This is a genomic window from Paenibacillus sp. J31R122 (assembly GCF_056269185.1).
On the sequence record NZ_JBWDNM010000003.1, the window covers coordinates 203,889 to 228,240 of the forward strand.

The window sequence follows — 24,352 nt, forward strand, 5'->3', positions numbered from 1 at the left end:
ATCGGAGCACTGCTACAAAAAAATTAATAAGGAGAGCCATCAGAATATGAGGGCTCTCCAATTTACAGTTTTACTATCGTATCCTTTAGCGGAACTTCATATAAGTATTAATTGGTCAATCTTAAAAGCTCTTCGCGAAGTCCGAAATAAGCATCATTCCATCCCATCTTCGCATAAAAGCGTAATCCGATCAATCCATTGTAATATTTTGCCCCAATTATTCTTTCCTTAAAATTAGGAATGGAAATGCCAACCTGTTGCTGATAACTCTGGTATTCCTGGATCACATCAAGTTTCCTCAAGTGCCAGTCTAATGTTGCAAGGTCGACAAGAAAATCACCATATTTACCATTAGTGTCGATAATACCGGTTATACGTTGACCATCAGATAAAATATTAAACTGATGAAAATCACCATGAATAAAATACCGATGTGGTTCATTATAGCTGGAATAGGCCAATAAACGGTTATAACATTCATCAAACACATCTTTCTCCAGACAAGAAGTTTTGAATAAGCTGTACCACCCATCCCAGAAGGTGCCCGCCTGATCCTCTGCATTAATAGCAACTACATGTTCCCTCCAAGAATTATATATACCATTCCCGCTCGTATTTATGAATCCATAACCGTGTGTTTTACCTAACTCAACGTGGTTCATCCGAGTTAGAAGTTGAATGACCTCCGGAAGCAATTGGCGTTGTTGCTCAGGAGAGCAACTTGCCAGATTGAGTCCACTGATCTTTTCTGAAATTAGATAGTTAAATGATTTAAATTTACCTAGCCCGAGACAAGAAGGAAACGGGATTCCCTGTGATGTTAAGAGGCCTGAAATAAATCTTTCAGTTTCAAAACTCCCTGCTAAGTTGCTAAATTTAATAACGTATTCCTTATCAAAAACCGAAAAGGAGAATACAGCGCTTAAATTACCCCCTTTTAATGGCGTTACCCCAATCACATTCGAACCAAAATATTTACTCAGCACAACTTCCACTTCCGAAGTTTCCAATGTTGGTTTTTCGTATACAGTCATCTATTCCCATCCTCCCTTATTACAATGTATGCTGATTCTCGTCTTCATTAATTCATAGTTGATGCTGCTGAGAAACGTCTATCAATTCTCCTAAAGCGCTCTAAACCAGGCAACACCGTGGAAAAATAGTTCATTTAAGAAGCTCCCTTCTTAAACAAACATTAGCAACTTTACCAACATCGTTCCCGACAATTCTGATATTTCTTTTGTCGGATCAACAGTAATAAACTTAGTTAGAATAAAGACCCTATACAATAAATACTAATTGTTGAGAGCATTTCTTTGATAGAAGTTATGATAATCAGGGACAGGATGTGTAAGACATGAATTTACTGAAACATATGAACGATGCTTTAACCTGTATTGAGGAGAACCTTGAAAATGATATAGATATGGCTGAAGTAGCAAAAATAGCTCGCTGTTCAGAATTTCACTTCAAAAAAATGTTTTCCTATTTAGCAGGCATTACGTTACTTGAATATGTTAGAAGAAGACGGTTAACCATGGCTGGTTTTGAATTAAAGGGGCAACATATGAAAGTTATCGACGTTGCCATCAAATATGGCTATCATTCACCAGATTCGTTCGCGAAAGCTTTTTATCAATTACATGGTATTAACCCTTCCGAGGTTAATAAAACCGGGAAATCCTTGAAATCTTTTCCGCGCATGACTTTTCAATTAACCATTACCGGAGGAAGCGAATTAAATTATCGAATTGAAAAAAAAGAAGCATTTACAATTGTAGGTATTAAAGAAAGAATCCCTCTCGTTTATAAAGGAGAAAATCCTGCTATAACAGAAATGTTGACGAAAATAACAGGTGACGTTTACTCCAAGCTGAAATTTCTTGCAAATGTTGAACCTCTTGGAGGATATAGTGCTTCATTTAATATTAGGGAAAGAGAAAATGAGGAAAAGGCTGAACTTGATCATCTTATCGGTGTAGCAACAACAAAAAAAGATTTATTAGGTCTGGGTTTTCTTCATGTTGCAGCCTCTACTTGGGCAATTTTCACTGTCCTTGGTAATCCCGCCAACATGCAGGAAGTATGGGGACGAATTTATGCTGAATGGTTTCCTTCATCTGATTATCAAGTTGCAGAAGGTCCTGAAATTCTCTTTACAAATAGTGATACTAATAGTCCAAACTATAAAAGCGAAATTTGGATCCCTGTAGAGAAAAAGTAAACCGTTCCGCTAATAATCAGCAGCTTAGAACATATGTTGAGCATTTCGTGTCCAAGCCCCCGTCCCCCATCCTTTTTTGCACTCGGCTAATATAAGGGATTATAAAATCTGCGGGGTTGTCGGGCACTTTTATTTTTTGAAAGAATCCGACACTACGTAGTCCACTCATGTAGAATGTGTAATATTGATGGTACGAAAGTCAAGCTGAGCCTGATGTGCTATATCCTGAAAAATAACTATTCTTTTATTTTTTGTATTGAGCAGAAGAGACAATATCATGGGACGGGGTAATTAGCTATGTTGTTTGTTGTTACAAAATATCGTAATTCAGTTACAATCTATTGATATATCTTGAATCTTATATAAACATAACCATGCTCATACGTGGCGTACTCCGTCTTTTTTCTTCAACTCGTCTTTTTGCCTCCTCTGCTTTCCCCACTTTGGCGGCGCTTCGTTCTAAATCTCCATTTGAACAAATCTTGACGGATATGGACTATTTCTTCTCATAAATATATTCTTTGCAGATAAATACAGTTCATTGTGATTAATGTCATGGTTAGCAAATAGTGATTTCGATATGATTAAACCATCAAGGAGATGCAAGATTCCTAAGAAGATCACCAAGGAGGAGAAGCCGATGGCTGTTAAAGAAGTCAAATTAGATCGCGAAAGTTCCGCACAAGAGGAAGTGAACAGACTAGTCTCGCAAGCAAGAGCTGCACAGGAAGCATTCCTATCTATGAATCAGGAGCAGATCGACCGGGTTGTCCAATCTATGGCGCTTGCCGGACTGGATAAACATATGATGCTTGCGAAGATGGCAGTTGACGAAACTGGCCGTGGAGTGTATGAAGACAAAATAACGAAAAATATCTTTGCGACGGAATATATTTACCATAGTATCAAGTACAACAAAACAGTTGGTGTAATTGAGGAGAATGCATTCGAAAATTACCGCCTTGTAGCTGAGCCTGTCGGAATAATTGCTGGGGTAACGCCTGTTACAAACCCAACTTCAACTACGATGTTTAAAGCCCTTATTGCAACGAAAACGCGCAATCCGATCATCTTTGCCTTTCATCCATCCGCGCAAAAAAGCAGTGCGGAAGCGGCGAAAACATTACGTGATGCTGCAGTAGCTAACGGCGCACCTGAGCATTGTGTACAGTGGGTAGAAACACCATCTTTGGATGCAACACGACTGCTGATGAATCATCCTGACGTTGCTCTAGTTCTCGCTACAGGCGGATCGGCAATGGTGAAATCGGCTTATAGTACTGGCAAACCGGCGCTTGGGGTCGGCCCAGGCAACGTACCTTGCTTTATTGAAAAGTCCGCGGATATTAAACAAGCGGTAACGGATCTTATCTTATCAAAAACGTTTGATAACGGAATGATATGTGCTTCCGAACAAGCGGTCATCATCGAAGAGGTCATCTACGACCAAGTACGCAAGCTAATGAAGGATAACGGCTGCTATTTCCTAAAGCAAGCCGAGACTGAGGCAGTTTCAAAGCTCGTGATTAATAGTGAAAAGTGTGCAGTCAATGCAGTAATCGTTGGACAGTCAGCAGTTAAAATTGCCGAAATGGCGGGTATTGAAGTTCCTTCAGATACCAAAATTTTAATTGCAGAATTACAAGGCGTCGGAGCTGATTTCCCATTATCGGCAGAGAAACTCAGTCCAGTACTGGCCTGCTATAAAGTGAAGACAGCTGAGCAGGGCATTGAACGCGCAGCGGAGATCGTAGCATTTGGAGGATTAGGCCATTCCTCGGTTATCCATTCGAACAATGATGGAGTTATACATGCTTATGCTAGTCAACTCAAAACTGGCCGTGTCATTGTAAACTCGCCTTCGACGCATGGCGCTATCGGAGATCTGTACAATACAAACTTGCCATCGCTAACGCTTGGCTGCGGCTCTTACGGACACAACTCGACGACTTCGAACGTATCAGCGGTGAATCTGCTGAACATCAAACGCGTCGCTTATCGGACCGTCAATATGCAGTGGTTCAAAATACCGCCTAAAATCTATTTCGAAAAAGGCGCTACGCAATATTTGGAGAAAATGCCTGATATCTCCCGTATTCTGATAGTCACAGATGAGATGATGGTTAAGCTTGGTTATGTAGAGAAGCTTGAATACTATTTGCGGAAGCGATCAACTCCTGTCGCAATTGAAGTGTTCGCTAACGTCGAGCCAGATCCATCCGTTGAAACGGTTGAACGCGGCACAAAAGTAATGGATAGCTTTAAGCCTGACTGTATTATTGCACTAGGCGGCGGTTCACCAATGGATGCGGCGAAAGCAATGTGGCTCTTCTATGAATACCCGGAAACTAGCTTCCATTCGTTGAAACAGAAGTTTCTCGACATTCGCAAGCGGATTTACAAATATCCGCGTTTGGGCGATAAAGCTAAGTTTGTAGCCATTCCGACGACATCGGGTACAGGTTCTGAGGTTACATCTTTTGCGGTCATTACTGACAAGAATGAAGGGCATACCAAATATCCGCTTGCTGATTATGAATTGACACCAGACGTAGCCATCATAGATCCTGAGTTTGTGTACAGTCTTCCGAAGATAGCAGTAGCAGATACTGGAATGGACGTACTTACTCATGCAATTGAATCGTATGTGTCGGTAATGGCGAGTGATTATACAGATGGACTAGCGCTTCATGCGATTCGCCTTGTATTCCAAAACCTGGAGAAATCCTATCATACAGGAGATCCATTAGCTAGGGAGAAGATGCATAATGCTTCCACAATTGCCGGTATGGCTTTTGCAAATGCATTCCTTGGTATCAACCATAGCTTAGCGCATAAGTGGGGTGGTCAATACCATACGGCACATGGTCGTACGAATGCGATACTGTTGCCGCACGTTATTCGATACAACTCACAAAAACCGACAAAATTCACTTCATTCCCTAAATATAGCCACTTCATTGCTGATGAACGTTATGCAGAAATTGCTCGCATCATCGGATTGCCTGCCCGGACAACCGCAGAGGGAGTTAACAGCTTAATTGAAGCGATCCGCAAGCTGAACCAATCTCTCGGTATTCCAGAGAAATTCCAAGACCTAGCAATAGACCCAACCGATTTCGAAGAAAGAGTTGACTATCTTGCCGACCGTGCCTTCGAGGATCAATGTACAACCGCCAATCCGCGTATGCCGCTTGTAACAGAACTTGCGGACGTTTACCGGAATGCATTCTACGGCAAATTCTGACCCTCCGGAAAGGAGTAATACCCATGATATCTGGCGTTATATTGGCAGGTGGCGATCACATTGGTGTCAATGGGCAGAATCGGGCTTTTCTTCAACTAGAAGAACAGACCTTGTTGCAGAAACAAATTCGTGAGATGCAGACCATCTGCAGTGAAATTACGATTGTTACGAATGATCCGAAGCCGTTTCTTCGTTCCGTTGATCGAGATATACGCATTATTACCGATTACTTTGTAGGCAATGGCTTATTAAGCGGCATACATGCAGGACTCGCACTCTCTAAAAATATAGATGTCTGGATACTCGGCTGTCACATGCCTTTTCCGTCAGCTGATGCTGCAAACCTGCTTTTATCTCAGAAGCGTGAAGGTATAGACGCGGTTATCCCTTGGGTGGATGGCCGCGCACACCCTCTGCATGGACTATTTGATCGTTCATGTGTGGATCAGATCGGGGATCAGCTTAGCAGTGGAAATAATGAAGCTTCGGTACTGCTGCATAAGCTCAATTGGCTAAAGATGAGAGAATCCACCTTTAACGAGCATGGAATCGATTGTCGTTTCACCCGAACTATTCATGACGAGAACGATTATTATCGCTTATCTCAGTATCAATCTTGATGTACAAAATGGAGGTGTTAAGTCATGGCTAAGACAGAAAAGGAAATCATGAAGCAGACTGAAACACAAGTGGCATGGCGAGGTTTTACAGCAGGGAACTGGCAGGAAAAGGTCGACGTCCAATCTTTTATTGAAAGAAACATTACTTCATATGAAGGTGACGAAAGCTTCTTAGCAAGCCCAACGGAAAATACCGTAGCGCTGTGGGCACAGGTTAGTGAGCTGCTCAAGGAGGAGCGGGATAGAGGCGGCGTACACGATATTGATGTCAATACAGTATCCAGCATTACGTCGCATGAACCCGGATATATTGATCAGGATAAAGAAAAGATAGTTGGATTGCAAACCGATGCTCCATTGAAACGTGCCGTTCAGCCATTTGGCGGAGTAAGAATGGCAGCTGATGCTTGTGAAGCTTACGGTTATAAGCTATCGCCAGAGATTGAGCGCATATTTACCGAACTGCGGAAAACGCATAACCAAGGTGTTTTCGATGCTTACACGACTGATATGCGCGCTGCGCGTAAAGCCGGCATCATCACAGGTTTGCCAGACGCTTATGGTCGTGGTCGGATTATCGGAGACTATCGCAGAGTTGCACTATATGGTGTTGATCGCCTCGTTAAAGCTAAGAAAGAAGAACTTCTCCAATTAGAAGAAGACGATATGATAGAGAATGTCATATTACTTCGCGAAGAGCTCTCCGAGCAAATACGCAGTCTAGCCGAATTGAAGCAAATGGCTGCTACGTATGGCTGCGATATTGCTGTACCTGCTGCCAATGCGCATGAAGCTGTACAATGGCTATACTTTGCCTATCTTGCCGCAGTTAAGGAACAAAACGGAGCAGCGATGAGTCTTGGACGTGTATCCAGCTTCCTAGACATTTTTATCGAACGTGATCTACAAGAAGGCGCAATAACAGAACACGATGCTCAAGAGCTAGTAGACCATTTTGTTATGAAACTGAGAATTGTGAAATTTCTACGTACGCCAGATTACAATGAGCTGTTCAGCGGAGACCCAACTTGGGTAACTGAAGCTGTCGGCGGCATGGGGCTAAACGGGAAATCATATGTGACGCGCAACTCGTTCCGATTCCTTCATACGCTCTATAATCTCGGACCTGCGCCTGAACCTAACTTGACGATTCTTTGGTCAACAGCGTTGCCAGATAGCTTCAAAAAGTATTGTGCACGCGTCTCGGCCGAAACTAGCTCGATCCAGTACGAAAACGATGATCTTATGCGTCCGCATTTTGGAGACGATTATGGAATTGCATGTTGTGTATCTGCTATGCGTATCGGGAAACAAATGCAATTTTTCGGTGCACGTGCCAATCTTGCTAAAGCATTGCTCTATGCGATAAACGGTGGCGTAGATGAGACACTTGGCATTCAAATCAGTCCGGCTATTAAACCATTAACGTCGGAAGTGCTTGATTATGAAGAAGTGAAGGCAAACTTCGAGATCGTTCAGGATTGGCTTGCAAAGCTGTATATGAATACATTGAACGTCATTCACTACATGCATGATAAGTACTGCTATGAGCGAATTGAAATGGCGCTTCACGACAGAGATATCGTAAGAACGATGGCATGCGGTATAGCAGGATTATCAGTTGTAGCCGATAGCTTAAGCGCCATCCGTTACACGAAAGTTCGTCCTATTCGTAATGAAAAGGGAATTGCGATTGACTTCGAAATCGAAGGTGAATACCCGCAATATGGCAACAATGATGACCGTGTTGACCAAATAGCTATTGGGCTGGTAGAAGGATTTATGGCCCGTCTTCGCACGCATAAGACGTACCGTAATGCGATTCCGACATTGTCAGTGCTTACGATTACTTCAAACGTCGTTTACGGAAAGAAAACGGGAAGTACGCCAGACGGCCGCAAAGCTGGTGAGCCTTTTGCTCCAGGTGCCAACCCTATGCACGGACGTGATCGAAAAGGGGCGCTCGCTTCACTGGCTTCGGTCGCAAAAATTCCTTATGAACACAGCTTGGACGGTATTTCGAATACATTCTCGATCATTCCTAAAGCACTCGGCAAAGAAGACAATGTACGCTACAACAATCTTGCTGCAATGCTGGACGGTTATGCGATAAGCGGCGGTCATCATCTCAATGTCAACGTCTTTAATCGAGAGCAGCTTATGGACGCGATGGAGCATCCAGAAAATTATCCTCAGCTTACGATACGTGTATCGGGTTATGCCGTAAACTTCATTAAGTTGACAAGAGAACAACAAATGGATGTCATTAGCCGCACGTTCCATGGGAAAATCTAACAACTTGAATCTATCATCGAAAGGAGCGTGGCCTGCATGAAAGGTCGCATTCATTCCATGGAAACGTTCGGCACCGTGGACGGCCCCGGTATACGCTTTGTCCTGTTCATGCAGGGATGCGCACTGCAATGCCGGTTTTGCCATAACCCTGACACATGGGATACCGCAACAGGGCGACAAGTAACTGTCGATGAAATCCTCCAGGAGATTGAGCACTATTTACCTTACTACAGGGGTTCTGGCGGGGGGATAACAGTTACAGGAGGAGAACCAACCCTTCAGGCTCCATTCGTCGCTCAACTGTTTAAAGCTTGCAAGGAAAGGTTTGGCTTGCATACAGCATTGGATAGTTCAGGATTTTGCGATACGACTAACGCTAGCGAACTTATCGATTATACAGATCTTGTATTGCTTGATTTGAAGCAAATCAATAAAGAAAAGCATGAGTGGCTTACTACACAGCCTAATGATCGGATACTAACATTCGCCAAATGGTTGTCAGAGCGTAATAAGCCGGCTTGGATCAGGCATGTGCTTATTCCGGGTATTACAGACCAACCTGAGGATTTGATCGCATTAGGTGAATTTATGGGACAGCTTGCTAATGTTGAGAAATTCGAATTACTGCCATATCATCGTATGGGCGTATATAAATGGCAGCAGCTTGGACGGGTTTATGAGCTAGAAGGAGTACCAACGCCCAGCGATCTGGAAGTCGAACGTGCGGGGCAAATAATCGAGGACGCTCGAAAACTTGCGTCATATCGTTCTTAGTTACCGTATTATCTAAGACGCGCAACCATTGCGCGTCTTTTTTTGTGTGCGCCCAGTATGTGCGCTATCTCTAGGGTTAAAGTTCCGAATGGCGAAGGCAATAGTAGCCATAGCTTAAGGCAAGGGTGTCCATCGTGAGGTGGAATCTGAAGGAAGCCGGCGGCTTGTGAAGTCATGTTGAATGTACAGAAGTCAGCAGAAGTCATAGTACGTAGGCTGCTGCAACTACCTGCGGAAGGACTGAATATAAAATAGGAATGGGACAACTTGGCGTTCGAAGATAGGCAACGAAAGGTCGTTTTTTTGTATTGATTTTTCAGCACTCCTGACATGTAGAGTGCCCAATATTGATGGTTCGCAAGGAATAGATGAGATGTGACAGCATCGTTCAATTGTATTGCTTATGGGTAACAGGGGGCTTAGCTCAGCTAGGAGTACACCATTACCTGTTTTACTACTACCAATAGCAATATAGAAGTAAGAAAGTCGACCTTTAGGTCGGCTTTCTTGCTTTTTCAGGATTGCTGGGATGCGTCTAACCTCTGCGACCTGCTTCATCGAATGGGCATCTTCAGAAAGTAAATCAGCAAAGTGAAGTAGCAATGAAGGGGAGAGTCTTGCAATGGACACGCATAGATAAAGTTCTATTTACAAAATTTCTCATGACATGTATAGTTGTATATATGGGTAACCAACCATACAAGTATTCGATTGTTAGATCGGAAAGGCGGTTATTGATGAAAACGACATTAGATGAATCTCAGCCGATCTTTCAGCAGATTGCCCAAATGATTATGGATGAGATTGTAGAAGGACAACTGAAGGAAGGGGAACAAGTACCATCCGAGAATGAATTGTCGCGTTTCTATAACATTAACCGGGCGACTGTCCGAAGAGGTCTTCAGGAATTGGCAGATAAAGGGATTATTTACAAACAACGCGGCATCGGCATGTTTGTGGAGAATGGAGCAAAGCTGCAATTACTAAAGGAACGGCAGAAGCAATATCGTGAAGAATATATTATGCCACTATTAGAAGAAGCGAAAAAAATTGGTTTAAGTGTGCAAGAAGTTGTTCAATTGATCGAGGAGGAGAATGAATGATTCGTGTAAACGAGGTAACTTATTCATATGATAAAGTTTCAGTTCTGCGAGGTATCTCATTCGAAGAGAATGAGCCAGTGATCGCGGGATTATGGGGGCGTAACGGTGCAGGCAAAACAACGCTGATGAGGCTTCTTGCTGGTCATCTACGGCCTGATTGTGGAGCTATTGAAATTAATGGTTCAGCACCGTACGGCAATTCTGCAATTATACAGAATATATGCTATATGCAAGAGGATCATCCGTTTAGTGCGATTTGGAGCGTGCATGACGCACTTCGCTTCGGGCGGTACTTCAACGCCAATTGGGATCAAGCTACCGCGGACAGACTAGTTAAAACCTTCAAACTGGATGAACACAAGAAAATATCCAAGCTGTCAAAAGGGATGAAGTCCGCACTCCAGTTTATTATTGGACTATCAAGCCATGCGAGTGTGACGATACTTGACGAGCCGACGAATGGTTTGGATGCCGCGGTGCGGAAACAAATGTATCAAGCATTAAGAGAAAGCCATGAGGAAACGCCTCGTCTCATTCTGATTTCGACGCATCATATCGAAGAAGTCCAACCACTATGTGATGCATTGATTGTTATGCATAATGGTGGGCTGTTGCTTCATCAACCGATTGAAGACCTTCGCGAGAAAGGAATATGGCTTGCTGGTGAAAAGAATACGATAATGAGCATCGTCAACGATCATAGGGTGCTGGAGCAAACTGCACTTGGGTCAAAAATCAGAGTCATGCTTGATGTTCCATACACGAAGCAGTGGAAGGAACAAGCTCATAATCTTGGATTGTCGATTGACAAAGTAGATTTGCAGGACTACTTGCTGAATATTACAGAAGATACGGAGGTGATTGCATGAGTTCATGGAAGGGTGTATTTCGATTAGTGTTTGAGGAGGTATATTGGTATTATGGAAAGTTATTACTGCTGTTCATAACCATCCCACTAACTATCGTATGGATTATCCTCGCAATTATCTTCAAACTTAATGATACTACAATTGCTGCGATATCAGGGCCAGCGTATTTCTTTATTGCCTTATTCTCAATTATTGGCTTCAAGCAGCTTTTTGCACTTGCAATAGCGTCAGGAAGCACGCGTGTACAATTCATGAAAGTGTTTTACAGCGTAAGTTTGGCTGCAATCTCATTGACCATATTGTGCCTGAATATTTGTCAATATGTGTTGGTGACCGTGTTTAAGCAGTATATGGTTGAAGCGAAAATCCTGCATCCTGCGAGACTATTTCTGCAAGAGTATCAATTTTTCTCTTATTTGTGGGTTGACTTGATGGTCGGTTTTGCTTTATTTGGATTTACTTTTCTCATAAGCGCAATTTTGTACAGGGTGGGATTCACGCGCGTTTTGGTCATGTTCATGTCCGTGACGATCCTCGGTTTATTTCTATATTACGGAAAAATTCTCTCAAGCATATTCAATGGGTATTCGATCGAGATGAATGCCATGGAGGTTGTTACTTTAATTGGGTTCGTGAGTCTGGCTGCTTTATTCGCCACTTATCCGATGATGCGCCATGCGCCATTGCATCCTAGGCCGAAGAAAGGGAGGTGATCGTTGGGAAAAAGAGTCAGGGGTAGCCTAGAACCATCATACAGACCGATTAAAATAGTTTTGTATCGCAAGATTACACTGACGAGTCATGTGGAGTGCTGTGTGTCGGTGGTGAGAAAGTATTGATATAACGGCACTTTTGCAGTATCTCTGATTTTAAGAACCGAAATGACCCGTTGTAGGATCAGGACGTTTGTGAGATTTTCATAGATGATACAGGCCTCGGTAAGGAATATGCTGAAATTGTAGTTAGCCCTAACAATGTTGTGTTCGACGTCTGGGTTACTCATGATAATGAGGACGATCCACTTGCATTCACGCTGGATCACGACTGGGAAACGAAGGGCCTTGTCACCTCAGTTGATGTGGTGGGTGAGAAAAGGATTTACACGCTCACCATTCCATTTCCGAATTTTAAGCAGTATCTCACTCATGGAACGGAGTGGAGAGTGAACTTCTTCCGCATCGATGATGATCGAAGCGGGATGCGGCATTATCAAGCTTGGACTCAGATCGGGATTGCTAACTATCATGTTCCGGATTTGTTTGGTACTTTACGATTTACTGGTGGGTTTTAGAATAGAGATAAGAAGATCTTCAGCTGAGCCCATGTGTGACAAATCTAGGTAAAATCATTCGCGTAGGTTTGAATTATCGTTGACGATCAAGTCAATCGTTAACGGTGAGGTTTGACAGGAGTCGAATACGAGTATAGCTGGAATACCGGGAACATCAATTGATAGCTGAAGCTACTAACGAGGTTTTGGGTTTGAAATTCATTCCAATGATAGTGGCAGAAACATCAGCTTCAGCCGCGAGAGCACCTTCAAAACGACAGAGATGTCGTTTTTTTTATCTTTACGCTCTATCTAAAGTGTTTGACTTCTGTTGTTGGCTGACAGGGGCAGGATGCTTCTATACAGGACAGCTATCCATTAAGAAATACGTTAAATAAGAAATATTAAACGAGAAATTTTCTCTTTTTAAAAAGTGATTTCGCCTTTATTCTTGAGTTAAAACTGATAACTGGCATGGAGAGGAGATAAACATAATTGAAACCAATCATTCAACTATTGCATTTTGGCTATCATCAGGCGATGAGCTGTATTTTCCCTGTTGCGATCTTTGGAACTTTAGCTCTCTCAGGCGTAATAGAGTTACCTTTCATTTATCGATATGATGCCATTCTACTGATACTGCTTGGTGTGCAATACTTTATGTACCGCAGCGGATTAGAGACACGTGATGAAATTAAAGTAATCTGTATATTTCACGTTATTGGTTTGTTGCTGGAATTATATAAGGTATGGATGGGATCATGGGCATATCCTGAGCCTGGCTATACAAAGCTGCTCGGTGTCCCGCTTTATAGCGGATTTATGTATGCAAGTGTAGCAAGCTTTATGTGTCAGGTATGGCGGAGACTACGAATGGACATGACAGACTGGCCTGGGTTTACGCCTTCGGTGCTGCTTGGAGGGGGCATCTATTTAAACTTTTTCACACATCACTTTATTCCCGATTTTCGTTGGTGGCTGACGGCGCTTGTGTTTATTGTCTTCTGGAAAACACGGATTATATTTCGAGTACGGACTACAACTTATCGAATGCATTTAACGCTTGCTTTTATCCTTGTAGGTTTTTTTATCTGGTTAGCGGAGAATATAGCCACATTTTTTGATGCTTGGAAATACCCTGATCAGCAGCAAGCCTGGCAGATGGTTAGTTTCAGTAAGATCAGCTCGTGGTTTCTTCTGGTAATCATTAGTGTCATCATCGTGGCTCAGCTTAAATATGTTAAAGCTGGTCGTACAAAGAACGATTCATGTTCCCTAATTTGAGAACAGCTTAGAAGAATTCGAGTACTTCGTAAGTTGTTTTTTTAGTTGGAGGAATTTTGCTATAGTAGAGTGATTGCTAGATTAATGGATACATGCCTATAATGGAAGTAATCAAATGAGGAATACATGCCAGGATTGCAGAAAGGTTACCGAGCGAATTACGAGGTGCAACTGACTAGATGGTATGATAAGAGACAGGAGAGCTGTGAAAATGAACAATGAGACAATAAACGAGGAAGCAAACAGCAAGCAAACTGCTATGACCGAGGAGAATTGGGCAGAGCTTATAAAGGCTGTCCACCATAATGGCCTCGTTGCTTTAAAAAGGCAGTTTAACGACGTTGAAGGACAAGTGTTGAATTTGGAAGCTTACGGCCCGGTTTTTGTATTTCATGTTAAGGACGAATTGGATAGTGTATATTCCTGCGGTTTTTTTCTACGCGAGTTAATCGCCAGATTCCAATCGGGCAATGATCCTGCAGTGTGGATGGCTTCATTTTTCGTAGATCTTATGGAAATCAAGGGTGGGAAATCCCTTCCACAACCGGCTTCAAGCGAAGACGAGGCTAAAGCGATAATCGACAAAATACTCGTTCCGCAATGTATAAAAGCTGTAAGTGAAGAGTTTGCTCCAGAGCAGGTACATGCGGGTTTAGCGTGGAACGAAAGTCATGGTCCGGTTTTTGAAGCTGGATTTCCAACGATCATAGAAGGAAATAACGTATGCGCGATTCCTTTGCATCTATTGTTAACACATTTGCAGCTGAACCGAGATCCTGGGGAACTGCTGGTTCAAGGTTTGTACGATATTCGAAATGAACACGGCTTGGACTAAAACGCGTGGAAAGACATTTAACGCAACCTGATAAGGGTTGCGTTTTTTTTGAACCAAGACCAGAGTAAGGATTATAAAGAGATAGATTCTCCATCGTCAGGTACTAATATGCTGTTGGAAAGACCCTTCGTGTAGGTTTCCATCCAACCATGAATTAGACTTATTTTTAATCGAATTAAACAAACATGTTAATTATAAGTTATCTATTATAATTAGTAAGTAAATATACGATGTTACTGTAGCATTAATTCAATTTCGACAGAATTTTCACCTAGAAAAGCAAAGATCAGCTTGTATTTTGCGACAGGTGATACGGAACGAGAGACGTTGCTGCGGGACTTCGGAAAACATACGTCAGGAAAAGCCTGCCTCTACATCAACAAAGTAGCAGACATTGATATTGATGTTTTAAAAGCACTAATCAACCAATCTATAAAGTTTCTGAGAGAAACTTACCTAAATAATTGAAGTGGTATATTCCTCTAAACCTGATTTATGTAATAAAAAATCGTGTACTTAGCATAGCAGTGGTATAATAATGCGAAGCAGTTAGACAACGAGAGTTCTCTCTCTACAGAGTTCAAGAAAAGATGTGATGATGCTTTGCTTAGAATAGGATCAAGTATTCAACAAAAAAGCGTTTCTTTATTAAACAAATATTTCACGGGAAACTCAATGGATTACAAACAAGTTTTCGCCATTATTATTCCCATATTTGTGGATTCAGCTTTCATCGTCCTGATAAGTCTAATGAATACAGCGATGATAAGTTCTTCTGGCGTTGCAGCTGTCAGTGCAGTGAGTATGGTAGATTCGATTAATATGTTCATTATTAATCTGTTTGTCGCTATTGCGACAGGCGGTACAGTCATTGTGGCGCAATATAAAGGCAGCGGAAATCAAGAGATGGTATCTAAGGCTGCATCGCAAGCCATTTCCGCGGTAGCAATTGTATCCTTAGTGATCAGTGTTTTCGTTATATTATTTCATACATCCGCTTTAAATCTGCTTTTTGGCAAGGCTGATTCCGATGTATTACACAACGCGAAGATTTTTCTGATAGGCAGTTGTATCTCATATCCGTTTATTGCCATTTATCAAGCTGTGACCGGCGTTCTGAGAGGTGTTGCAGAGACTAAGGCTTGTCTGGTCTTATCGTTAATTTTGAATTTATCTTATTTTGGTTTTAACATTGTACTAATTAAGTTATTTGATATGGGAGTCATTGGACTGTCAATCTCATTGATTCTAGCTAGAGTATTGGGTATGGCTGCTTCATTAATCTATTTGTTGAAATATAATCAGACGCTCCGCTTTAAAATAAGCAATGCACTGCGAGTTAATTTTACAATTTTAAAAAAAATTATGTTCATCGGAATTCCATTTGCAGCGGAGCAAATGTTCTTCAATGGAGGAAAATTATTAACACAAACGTTTATTGTACAATTAGGGACATTAGCCATAACGGTCAATGCGATTAGCAACTCCTTATCGATGCTTTTTCAAATCGGGGGAACTGCACTGAGCGTTGCCGTTGTAACAGTTGTCGGGCAGTGTATCGGGCGAAGAGATATCCAGGATGCAAGGAAATTTATTAAATCCTTTATGGGCCTTTCCACCGTATTTTTCGTGCTGGTAACGGCTATCATATTGCCTTTTTATCCATTGCTAGTCAGTATTTACTCTCCGCCAAAAGAGATTGTCCCTGCGATATTCTCGCTTATATTGCTGATATCGATAGCACAACCTTTCCTGTGGTCATTAAGCTTTGTTATGCCATCAGCATTACGCGCAGCCGGGGATTCAAAATTCACCTCGATCGCATCCTTGCTCTCGATGTGGTTGTTCCGTATCATTCTCGGCTATATTTTGGGAATTACCCTTCAATTTGGTCTGATGGGCGTATGGCTGGCTATGGTCGCTGAATGGGGCATACGCGGATTGATCTTCGCATGGCGATTTAAAGGGGACAAGTGGTATAGACATAAGCTGATATAGGCGTGTATGGAACGGCTTGCGATATAAAACGTCAAATAATCAGAGGCTGTCCCAAAGGTCAATTGACCTTTTGGGACAGCCTCTTTCTGAGGTGCAAAATGGGTGTCGGAAGGCCTTCTAAATCTACTTTACTTAAAACAGCATATCCGTATAGCTTGACTCTCCCCTTGACAGGAGAGTTATACTCGGTAAAGACCAAGGGGAAATAGAACTTCTTAAGCAAGGAGATGTAGTGATGTTTAAAATTAGTGAGTTTTCAAAAATCAGCCAGGTGTCCGTTAAGACGCTTCGTTACTACGACCAGTTGAGCTTGCTCAAGCCGGATCGCACCGACAAATTTACAGGGTATCGGTATTACTCCGCTGAGCAAATGTTTCAACTCAATCGTATTCTAGCTTATAAAGAATTGGGCTTCTCATTAGACCAAATTCGCCAGATGATAGGAGAGCAAATCTCACTCGAACAAATCAGGGGAATGTTTCGGCTAAAGCAAAACGAGATTCAGTCTAACTTGGATAAGGAGCTGGCCAGACTTGCTCAAATCAAGGAACGACTTTGTTTCATCGATAATGAAGGTGAAAACCTGAATTCACACGATATCATTCTGAAGGAGGTTGCTCCTCAACTTGTGCTGTCTTACCGCCATAAATCTTCACATAGGCAAATTCCAGAGCTTTTCCAACAATTGGACGATCAATTAGGGAATTCCATCCAGTCCTCTACACCTCAAATTGTACTTTGGCACGGCTGCGAAGATAGCGAGGATGAGATCGACATCGAAGTAGCTCGTCCGCTGACGCTAGATTTACCGAGCCGTCCTCCCTTTACGGTAAAACGATTGCCGGAAGTTCCGATGATGGCCACGCTTATTCATCTTTGCCGGACGACTAGCCCCTGTACTGCAAGCACGGAATTGGCATTATGGATCGAACGGAACGGATATCGCATTAAGGAGAATGAGCCGCGTCGCGAAATCTGTCTTCCCCATGAAAAATCAAGCGATCCGGAATCTCACGTTGCCGAGGTCCAGATCGCTGTAGAAAGAGCATGACTGAAGATCATAAGGAGAGGAGATTCACCTTTGACGAAACAACACAAGCTGCTGGTCTTCAATTTATTTTTATTAACTTTCGTCTTGGGAACGAGTGAATTTGTTATTGTCGGGCTGCTCACTGAAGTGTCAGATGACTTGAATATCGCCATTTCAACAGCAGGAGCCCTTGTATCGATTTTTGCCATATCGTTTGCAGTAAGTACGCCAATCTTGACGGCTATATTCAGCCGATTTTCCAAGTACCCGTTAATGCTTGCCTTGATCGGGATATTTATTGCAGCCAACATCATAACCGCTTTATCCGAGTCGTACGCACTGCTTGTTGCTTCCAGAATGATCACTGCCGTTGTTACCGGAGTATTGATCGCACTCGCAATGACGGTTGCGAGTGAAACGGTGCCTGCCGACAAAAGGGGGCCGGTTATTTCGATTATATTTGCGGGTTTTACAATAGCAAGCGTAATCGGGGTGCCGCTTGGCACCTATATCGGACAATGGGGCGGTTGGCAAATGGCCTTTTGGTTTACCGCAGTTTTGGGAATTGTTTCTCTAATCGCAAGCTCGGCGACAATACCCAAAGGGCTGAAGGGTACGCAGAGTTCATTGCAAAAGCAAATCGGTTTATTAACCAATCCGCGTATTGTCATCGCATTTTTTATTCCTGCATTAAGTATTGGAGCGACATATACCATTTACACCTATCTAACTCCTCTGCTGCAAGGAGTGCTCTCGGTGCCTAACCGGTATATTAGCCTTGTGTTTTTACTTTATGGTGTTGTTTCCGTCTTCAGTACGTTAATTGGCGGTAAAATAGCGATTCGAAACGGGATAGGAAAGCTGCGGTATGTGTTTCTTATACAAGCTGCCATCCTCACGTCGTTGTATGTTTCCTCTAATTCAATAGTGACGGCATTGATTAGTATATTATTGATTGCTCTTTTTGTTTATACAATGAACTCCACCATGCAATTGTATTTCATTGATTTAGCAGATAAACATTTTCCGTCTGCGAAAGATTTGGCTTCATCGTTGGTTCCTGTATCCGTAAACGTAGGAATCGCGTTTGGATCGGCTCTTGGGGGATTTGTCACGACGAATAAGGGACTCATCGATGTTTCCTGGGTCGGAGGGATCGTTGCGATCACTGCGTCATTGCTGACCTTTTTCAGCTACAGCATGGACCGTAAAGCTATGAGCGGGCATCGCTGAAAACGATGAGGTTAGGGGTTCGATCCCCCTAGTCTCCACCATACATATGATACCAAACACGCCCAACTGGACGTGTTTGTTTGTATTTTAAATTGACAAATTGGAAGTTATTATGTAGATTTTATGACATATGTCTATAGAGGTTTCTCCAACCGCTGCATACGGGCAGCTAGCGATGATAGTAGGTATGGCAACTGTACATTATGAAGCGGGCTGCGATCGTATTATGATAAACAAATCCGTGCTGAGTGACAGCTTTTTCGATTTGAAAACACGCCTTGCAGGAGAAATCCTTCAGAAGTTCATCAATTATCGTGTGAAGGTTGCTTTTATTGGAGATTTTTCTGTGTATCCAAGTCAAAGCCTTAAAGATTTCATCTATGAATGTAATAGCGGAAATGATTTCTTTTTCTTGCCGACCGAACAAGAAGCGATTGAAAAGTTAAGCATGTTGAAGTAGAAGATGGAACGGGAGGAAGATAGGTGATAGAAGCACTGCGTAGTCAGGCTGAGTATCCAATGGTGAAAATTCCTGCTGGTCATATTGATTTAAGGGACGATCGAATAAAGACTGCATGGACGGTAGAGGTGAATTCTTTTTTGCTTGCACCGGTACCTGTCACGAAAGAGTTACTCTACTCAATATTACAAAAGACTGTTGAACCTAATGATGAATCTCAGGCTCCTGCCGTGGATGTCTCATGGGAGGATGCGATCTTATTTTGTAATTTGCTATCTCAGCAATCAGGTCTAAAGGAATATTACTCGATAAGTGATGATGGTGAGAGTGTCGTCTGTAACTGGGGAGCGGCTGGCTATCGTCTTCCTACGGAAGCGGAATGGCAGTATGCGTGTAAAGCAGGAACAACTGGGTATCGGTACGGCGAGCTTGATGGTATAGCTTGGTATCATGAAAACTCTGAAGGCATGGTACATGAGGTAGGTAAAAAGCTGCCAAATGCGTGGGGGCTCTACGATATGTTAGGGAATGTTTGGGAATGGTGTTGGGATTTATACGATGAGAAAGTATATGGCTCCTACAGAGTTTTCCGAGGTGGAAGCTGGGCGGAAGAGGCTAGGGGCTGTGGGTCGACGTGCCGCCGCCGGAGTCACCCTACGTTTCGAATTGATGATCTCGGTTTTCGACTTGCGAGGTCCCTGTAAGGTGGCGACACCCCAAGATAGAAGAGCGAGTTAAATGAACTTCACAATAAAACAAATCAACCACGTCCTCTGGAAGTGGTTGATTTGTTTTATTGATGGTACTGTACGTACTTCGCTAGTGGTTTAATACGTGTTCTCTTTGCTTGTTGAAGGCGACGAAAGCGGCAAATAGCAAAAGTATGATTCCTGTGAATATAAACCCTTCGATTATGTTGAAGGGCAGCCAGCCTAACGTAGAGGAACCGGCAACTACACCTAGAGAGAAGAAGGCGTAGAAGTAACCATATGCTTTCCCGCGCAGCTCAGCTGGAGTAGCTTTAATGAGCATCGTATTGATAGATGGGAACAAGAAGGCGAAGCCTACTCCATATAAACCTAACACGAAATAAAGTGCTATTGTCGTTGTTGATTGGCTAATCAGCAGTTGGCTTATTCCCATTAAGCCAACTCCTATGACCATCGTTATTGATGAAGCGACACGATCGAAAATACGATTAGTAGGAAGTACAAATATTAGAACGGCAATGATTCCAAAAGTACTCATTAAGGTGCCGCTTAATTTGGAATCATATCCAAGAGTTTGAACATGCAAGGGTAATAGATAAGCGATCACGCCTTGTGAGAACATTAAGAAAAAGGCACCGCCATAAGCTTTTATTACATCTGCATTGAAGATCGAGACGGATGATTGATTGACAGCATTGTCCTTCCCTTTTTTCATTATCTTGTACTTTCTGAGAAAAATGGCTGACAGGATACTAAGTGAAAATCCCAATATAGCTACGCAAGTAAAGACGAACGGTACGGAGGTTTTGCTTGCCATTATTCCGCTGAAAGCAGGGCCGATAATAGCGGCTAGTCCCACAAATGTTCCGGTAAAGGCGACTTTTTTTCCATGCTGATCATTGATCGTCGTATTAGCTGAGAATGTAAAAGCAGCTGGAACTATTAACCCGGCGACAAAACCATGTATGAGTCGAACGATTATTAAGAATAAGGGTTGATCAACAAAATGATAAAGCAGCAAAGCAATGCTTGATAAAAGCAATCCGACCATTAATATTTTGAAAGGTCCGACTTTATCAGTCATAATACCGGATAAAATATTGCCAAGCGTATTAGATAACGAATACAGCCCAATGACAAATCCTACAACAAACGAGCTAGCACCGACAGAAGTCGCAAATGTACTCATGACTGGCAGTTGTGAGAATAAATCAAAAAAGGAAAAAAACACAATACTATACACGAGCAGCGCATAGTTAAAAGGCTTCACACTATATTTGGCCTGTGCCTTCTTAAGCTTCCAATCAAGCACAAAGTTGCCAAATGGTATAAAAGCTGCTATTAGTGCTGCAGCAGGCCAAAGAAGGTTCCACTTCACTCGAATGGCAGAATAAAGTATAGCTAGTGCATATAAACAAAAAATACCACCGTGAATACTTCCGACAACCGTTACAGCTTTGTCTATCCCCCAAATATATTTCATGGGCATAGCGATACTTAGTAAAACTAATAATGAAATACCATCTAAAAGTCCTGTTATACGTAAAATGTAAATTGGATGTACACGCACTTGTTATGCTCCTAACTTTTATTTTGAACTGAATACTCTATTCTAACATTTTATTGGGCTAGTAAAACAGGCGGTAATGGAGTGGGAATGCAAAGAGAGACGCGAAAGAGGGGAATAGACACAAATTTGACTCTAATATAAAAAAAACACCGACTCTAGTCGATGTTTTATGCTTCATTTATTTTGCTCTCATCCGATTGTTCCGTGGGTTATGCTCAACTTCCGCGAGCCCCAGCTCCTCCATTAAAGGAGGTATATACATTCCAAATCTGCCGCGCAGCCCCTTTTTCATACCATACCAACCGCCAATGGGATTTTCAGACGAGCGACCCCATGCTTCAACTGTACCTTCTTTTGCCGGTTTCTGCTCATCGGCACTTCCCAGCTCGATCCATTCACCTTGATGCTTGAGCATATTGTGCAGGTCTTCAATACAGCGATAATCATAATGCAGCACTGTTTTCCCAACGGTGCAGACTAAAACCTCTATACCGTTTTTTTCATCTTTATACATTTCGTATTCAGATGTCTGAGGCGGTGTTTTTAACTTCCAAGGATCTTCCTTTGTTCCCTTTACTGAGGACATGTATTTACTCCTTCTTGTTTGTTCTATGTAGATGTAGAGTAATCTTATTTGATTCTTTGACACTTATCAAGCACCAATCAGAAGGCAGATGGATTATGAGATATAGAGGAATTTAAACCTGATCTGCTATTGCTTGACTCGTCGATCCGGACGAGCGTCCCTCAAGGTGCCGGCGATTTTACTGGAAGTAGTCTACTTGACGAACCACGTAGAAGAGACTATTCTACTTGGAGAAGATGGACAAGACCATGCAGCACATGCAATTGTGGACGGTCAGAAACCATATAGGCTTAATAAAACAAAAGGTCTGTCCCTTTCGAGGGACAGACCATATTTTGCGACTATTTGTTTTATGATCAGGTGCCTACTCTTTAACGGCTCCGATGACGATACCTTTAACGAAGAAACGCTGTAGGAACGGATAAACGAGCAAAATTGGTAGAGCACTGATGAAAATTTGTGATGCTCGGAGTGTTCGCTGCGACATGTTGGCAACTACTGCAGGATCAAAGCCAGTTGTACTTCCTTGGACAATGAGGGTTTGCATGAAGCTCGCAAGCGGGAGATTCTCAGATCCCTTCATATAAATAAGTCCGTCGAAGTACGCGTTCCAATGTCCCACCATCGTAAACAAGGAAATCGTTGCAATGGCCGGTAAGGATATAGGCAGATAAATCGATATGAAGCTTCTAAAATGTCCGGCTCCGTCGATAAATGTAGCTTCCTCCAGCTCCTTGGGTACGGTACGAAAGAAATTCAATAGCAGGATAATGTTGTATACCGCAACGAGACCCGGTAAAATCAAAGCGAGCAGGTTGTTCAAAAGGCCAAGCCTCATAATAAGAATGTAGCTTGGAATGAGGCCGCCACTGAATAGCATCGTGATGACGAAATACCATAGGTAAACATTTCTGCCTCTGAATATACGATTATCTTTGGAAAGAGCAAACGCTGCCAGAGAGTTCACAGTCAAAGCTAGCGCTGTACCTAGCACGGTACGTTTGACTGATACCCAAAGGGATGTTACAAAGTTTTCATTATCGAACGTCGTAGCGTAAGCTTCTAACGTGAAATCGATTGGCCAGAACGTAACAAGTCCTGCATTGGCGGGAGCAGAGTCACTTAAGGAAACCATCAGTAAGTGATACAACGGTAGAAGACAAACGATGGATACTATTGCAAGCAGGACATAGTTGAACACGCTAAAAATACGGTAAGAAAGCGTTTTGTGATACATAAGCGGTCACCCTTTCAAGTAAAACGGCCTCGCCGTCCGCAGGACGGCGTTGCACGTTTGTATCGAGCGAAAAGATATAATTAAGGACACTCGAGATTGATCTTATTTATTCGTGCTAGTTGTTCTAGAAAATTCGATATCCGGCGAATTTATATGCAAGTCGGTAGGAAATAACGATTAACACTAAACTGATTACCGATTTGAATAGACTGACGGCCGTTGCGAAGCTGAATTGCCCGCCCAGCAAGCCTTGTCGATAAACGAACGTGTCAATGATATCGCCTTGCTGATAAATCATCGGGCTATAAAGGTTAAATACTTGGTCGAAGTTCGCATTCAGCACGTTGCCTAGTGCGAGTGTCGCGACCACAATGATAATCGGTATGAGTGACGGTATTGTGATATAAAAAGTTTGCTTAAGTCGGCTTGCTCCGTCTACTTCTGCCGCTTCGTACATTGCTGGGTTTATCCCGGCAAGCGCAGCAAGGAATATGATTGTGTTAAAGCCGAATTCCTTCCAAACATCACTGAAAATAATCGTAATTCGGAACCAGGTACCGTCGCCCAAGAAGAAAATCGGTTTTATACCGAACACGCTCGTCAGAAACTGGTTAACGATTCCGGTTTGGGAGAGCAAGTCGATTAATATTCCTCCAAGGGTTACCCAGGAAAGAAAGTGAGGCAAGTAGACGAGCGTCTGAATGGATCTTTTGAATCCCATATTCCTGACCTCGTTTAACAACAAGGCGAAGGTGAAGGGGATCAATAAATTCAAAAAAATCTTGGAACAAGCAAATAAGAGTGTGTTCATAGTTATTTTTATGAAGTAGTCATTTTCGAACATGTATCGAAAATGTTTCAGACCGACAAATGGAGAGTCGGCGAATCCGAGTGACGCTTTATAATCCTGAAAAGCCATAATAATGCCCGACATTGGCAAATAGGAAAAAACAAAAACTGACAGTACAGCTGGCAGCACCATAAGATGGAGAATCCACGGCACTTTG

The 24,352-nt window shown here is 42.5% G+C and carries 22 protein-coding genes, 1 tRNA gene and 1 pseudogene; 19 read left to right on the top strand and 5 right to left on the bottom strand.

The window, feature by feature from the left end:
• Positions 1-107 precede the first annotated feature (107 nt).
• Positions 108-1,034: a phosphotransferase family protein gene (locus AC0YN7_RS07165; protein ID WP_475809273.1), complete on the bottom strand. Its 927-nt coding sequence runs from the start codon at positions 1,032-1,034 to the stop codon at positions 108-110.
• A gap of 323 nt (positions 1,035-1,357) precedes the next feature.
• Here AC0YN7_RS07165 and AC0YN7_RS07170 point away from each other — a divergent pair, with 323 nt between their 5' ends.
• From AC0YN7_RS07170 to AC0YN7_RS07260, 19 genes and pseudogenes are all read left to right on the top strand, one after another.
• Complete coding sequence (locus tag AC0YN7_RS07170) at positions 1,358-2,224, top strand: AraC family transcriptional regulator (RefSeq protein ID WP_475809274.1); 867 nt, start codon at positions 1,358-1,360, stop codon at positions 2,222-2,224.
• Positions 2,225-2,864: 640 nt separating this feature from the next.
• Positions 2,865-5,471 (top strand): bifunctional acetaldehyde-CoA/alcohol dehydrogenase, encoded by a 2,607-nt coding sequence (adhE, locus tag AC0YN7_RS07175; RefSeq protein WP_475809275.1) that lies wholly within the window; start codon positions 2,865-2,867, stop codon positions 5,469-5,471.
• A gap of 23 nt (positions 5,472-5,494) precedes the next feature.
• Positions 5,495-6,091 (top strand): molybdenum cofactor guanylyltransferase, encoded by a 597-nt coding sequence (gene mobA, locus AC0YN7_RS07180; RefSeq protein WP_475809276.1) that lies wholly within the window; start codon positions 5,495-5,497, stop codon positions 6,089-6,091.
• A 24-nt stretch (positions 6,092-6,115) separates the two neighbouring features.
• Complete coding sequence (gene pflB, locus AC0YN7_RS07185) at positions 6,116-8,386, top strand: formate C-acetyltransferase (RefSeq protein ID WP_475809277.1); 2,271 nt, start codon at positions 6,116-6,118, stop codon at positions 8,384-8,386.
• Positions 8,387-8,422: 36 nt separating this feature from the next.
• Entirely contained in the window at positions 8,423-9,160 is a 738-nt protein-coding gene (pflA, locus tag AC0YN7_RS07190; RefSeq protein ID WP_475809278.1) for a pyruvate formate-lyase-activating protein, read from the top strand.
• A 737-nt stretch (positions 9,161-9,897) separates the two neighbouring features.
• Positions 9,898-10,263, top strand: coding sequence for a GntR family transcriptional regulator (locus AC0YN7_RS07195; protein WP_475809279.1), 366 nt, complete (start codon positions 9,898-9,900; stop codon positions 10,261-10,263).
• Entirely contained in the window at positions 10,260-11,132 is an 873-nt protein-coding gene (locus tag AC0YN7_RS07200) for an ABC transporter ATP-binding protein (protein WP_475809280.1), read from the top strand. The genes AC0YN7_RS07195 and AC0YN7_RS07200 overlap by 4 nt, the downstream gene beginning before the upstream one ends.
• Entirely contained in the window at positions 11,129-11,845 is a 717-nt protein-coding gene (locus AC0YN7_RS07205) for a hypothetical protein (RefSeq protein WP_475809281.1), read from the top strand. Before AC0YN7_RS07200 ends, AC0YN7_RS07205 begins: the two co-directional genes overlap by 4 nt.
• Before the next feature lie 266 nt (positions 11,846-12,111).
• Positions 12,112-12,423 carry a hypothetical protein gene (locus AC0YN7_RS07210; RefSeq protein ID WP_475809282.1) on the top strand — a complete coding sequence of 104 codons (312 nt, stop codon included), beginning with the start codon at positions 12,112-12,114 and terminating at the stop codon, positions 12,421-12,423.
• Between the two features lie 474 nt (positions 12,424-12,897).
• Positions 12,898-13,686: a DUF817 domain-containing protein gene (locus AC0YN7_RS07215; protein ID WP_475809283.1), complete on the top strand. Its 789-nt coding sequence runs from the start codon at positions 12,898-12,900 to the stop codon at positions 13,684-13,686.
• Between the two features lie 211 nt (positions 13,687-13,897).
• The gene (locus AC0YN7_RS07220) at positions 13,898-14,521 is read left to right on the top strand and encodes a hypothetical protein (protein WP_475809284.1); all 624 of its coding nucleotides are present in this window, start codon (positions 13,898-13,900) and stop codon (positions 14,519-14,521) included.
• 130 nt (positions 14,522-14,651) lie between these two features.
• Positions 14,652-14,744: pseudogene (locus AC0YN7_RS07225) on the top strand (Lrp/AsnC family transcriptional regulator); the annotation flags it as partial.
• A gap of 2 nt (positions 14,745-14,746) precedes the next feature.
• Positions 14,747-14,989 carry a DUF1801 domain-containing protein gene (locus AC0YN7_RS07230; protein WP_475809501.1) on the top strand — a complete coding sequence of 81 codons (243 nt, stop codon included), beginning with the start codon at positions 14,747-14,749 and terminating at the stop codon, positions 14,987-14,989.
• 207 nt (positions 14,990-15,196) lie between these two features.
• Positions 15,197-16,519 carry an MATE family efflux transporter gene (locus AC0YN7_RS07235; protein WP_475809285.1) on the top strand — a complete coding sequence of 441 codons (1,323 nt, stop codon included), beginning with the start codon at positions 15,197-15,199 and terminating at the stop codon, positions 16,517-16,519.
• Between the two features lie 235 nt (positions 16,520-16,754).
• Complete coding sequence (locus AC0YN7_RS07240; protein WP_475809286.1) at positions 16,755-17,570, top strand: MerR family transcriptional regulator; 816 nt, start codon at positions 16,755-16,757, stop codon at positions 17,568-17,570.
• Between the two features lie 30 nt (positions 17,571-17,600).
• Positions 17,601-18,782, top strand: coding sequence for an MFS transporter (locus AC0YN7_RS07245; protein WP_475809287.1), 1,182 nt, complete (start codon positions 17,601-17,603; stop codon positions 18,780-18,782).
• Positions 18,754-18,823: transfer RNA gene (locus AC0YN7_RS07250), tRNA-Phe, on the top strand. The genes AC0YN7_RS07245 and AC0YN7_RS07250 overlap by 29 nt, the downstream gene beginning before the upstream one ends.
• An 89-nt stretch (positions 18,824-18,912) precedes the next feature.
• A complete protein-coding gene (locus AC0YN7_RS07255) occupies positions 18,913-19,242 on the top strand; it encodes a DUF4180 domain-containing protein (protein WP_475809288.1) in 330 nt (109 codons plus the stop codon).
• A 59-nt stretch (positions 19,243-19,301) separates the two neighbouring features.
• Positions 19,302-19,946: a formylglycine-generating enzyme family protein gene (locus AC0YN7_RS07260; protein ID WP_475809502.1), complete on the top strand. Its 645-nt coding sequence runs from the start codon at positions 19,302-19,304 to the stop codon at positions 19,944-19,946.
• Between the two features lie 115 nt (positions 19,947-20,061).
• Here AC0YN7_RS07260 and AC0YN7_RS07265 read toward each other — a convergent pair whose 3' ends face one another.
• The 4 genes from AC0YN7_RS07265 to AC0YN7_RS07280 form a co-directional block, all read right to left on the bottom strand.
• Positions 20,062-21,522, bottom strand: coding sequence for an MFS transporter (locus AC0YN7_RS07265; RefSeq protein ID WP_475809289.1), 1,461 nt, complete (start codon positions 21,520-21,522; stop codon positions 20,062-20,064).
• 178 nt (positions 21,523-21,700) lie between these two features.
• Positions 21,701-22,108, bottom strand: a complete 408-nt coding sequence (locus AC0YN7_RS07270) for a DUF6855 family protein (RefSeq protein WP_475809290.1) — start codon at positions 22,106-22,108, stop codon at positions 21,701-21,703.
• Between the two features lie 364 nt (positions 22,109-22,472).
• On the bottom strand, positions 22,473-23,345 hold the full coding sequence (locus AC0YN7_RS07275; RefSeq protein WP_475809291.1) for a carbohydrate ABC transporter permease: 873 nt from the start codon (positions 23,343-23,345) through the stop codon (positions 22,473-22,475).
• 124 nt (positions 23,346-23,469) lie between these two features.
• On the bottom strand, positions 23,470-24,327 hold the full coding sequence (locus AC0YN7_RS07280; protein WP_475809503.1) for an ABC transporter permease: 858 nt from the start codon (positions 24,325-24,327) through the stop codon (positions 23,470-23,472).
• Positions 24,328-24,352 lie beyond the last annotated feature (25 nt).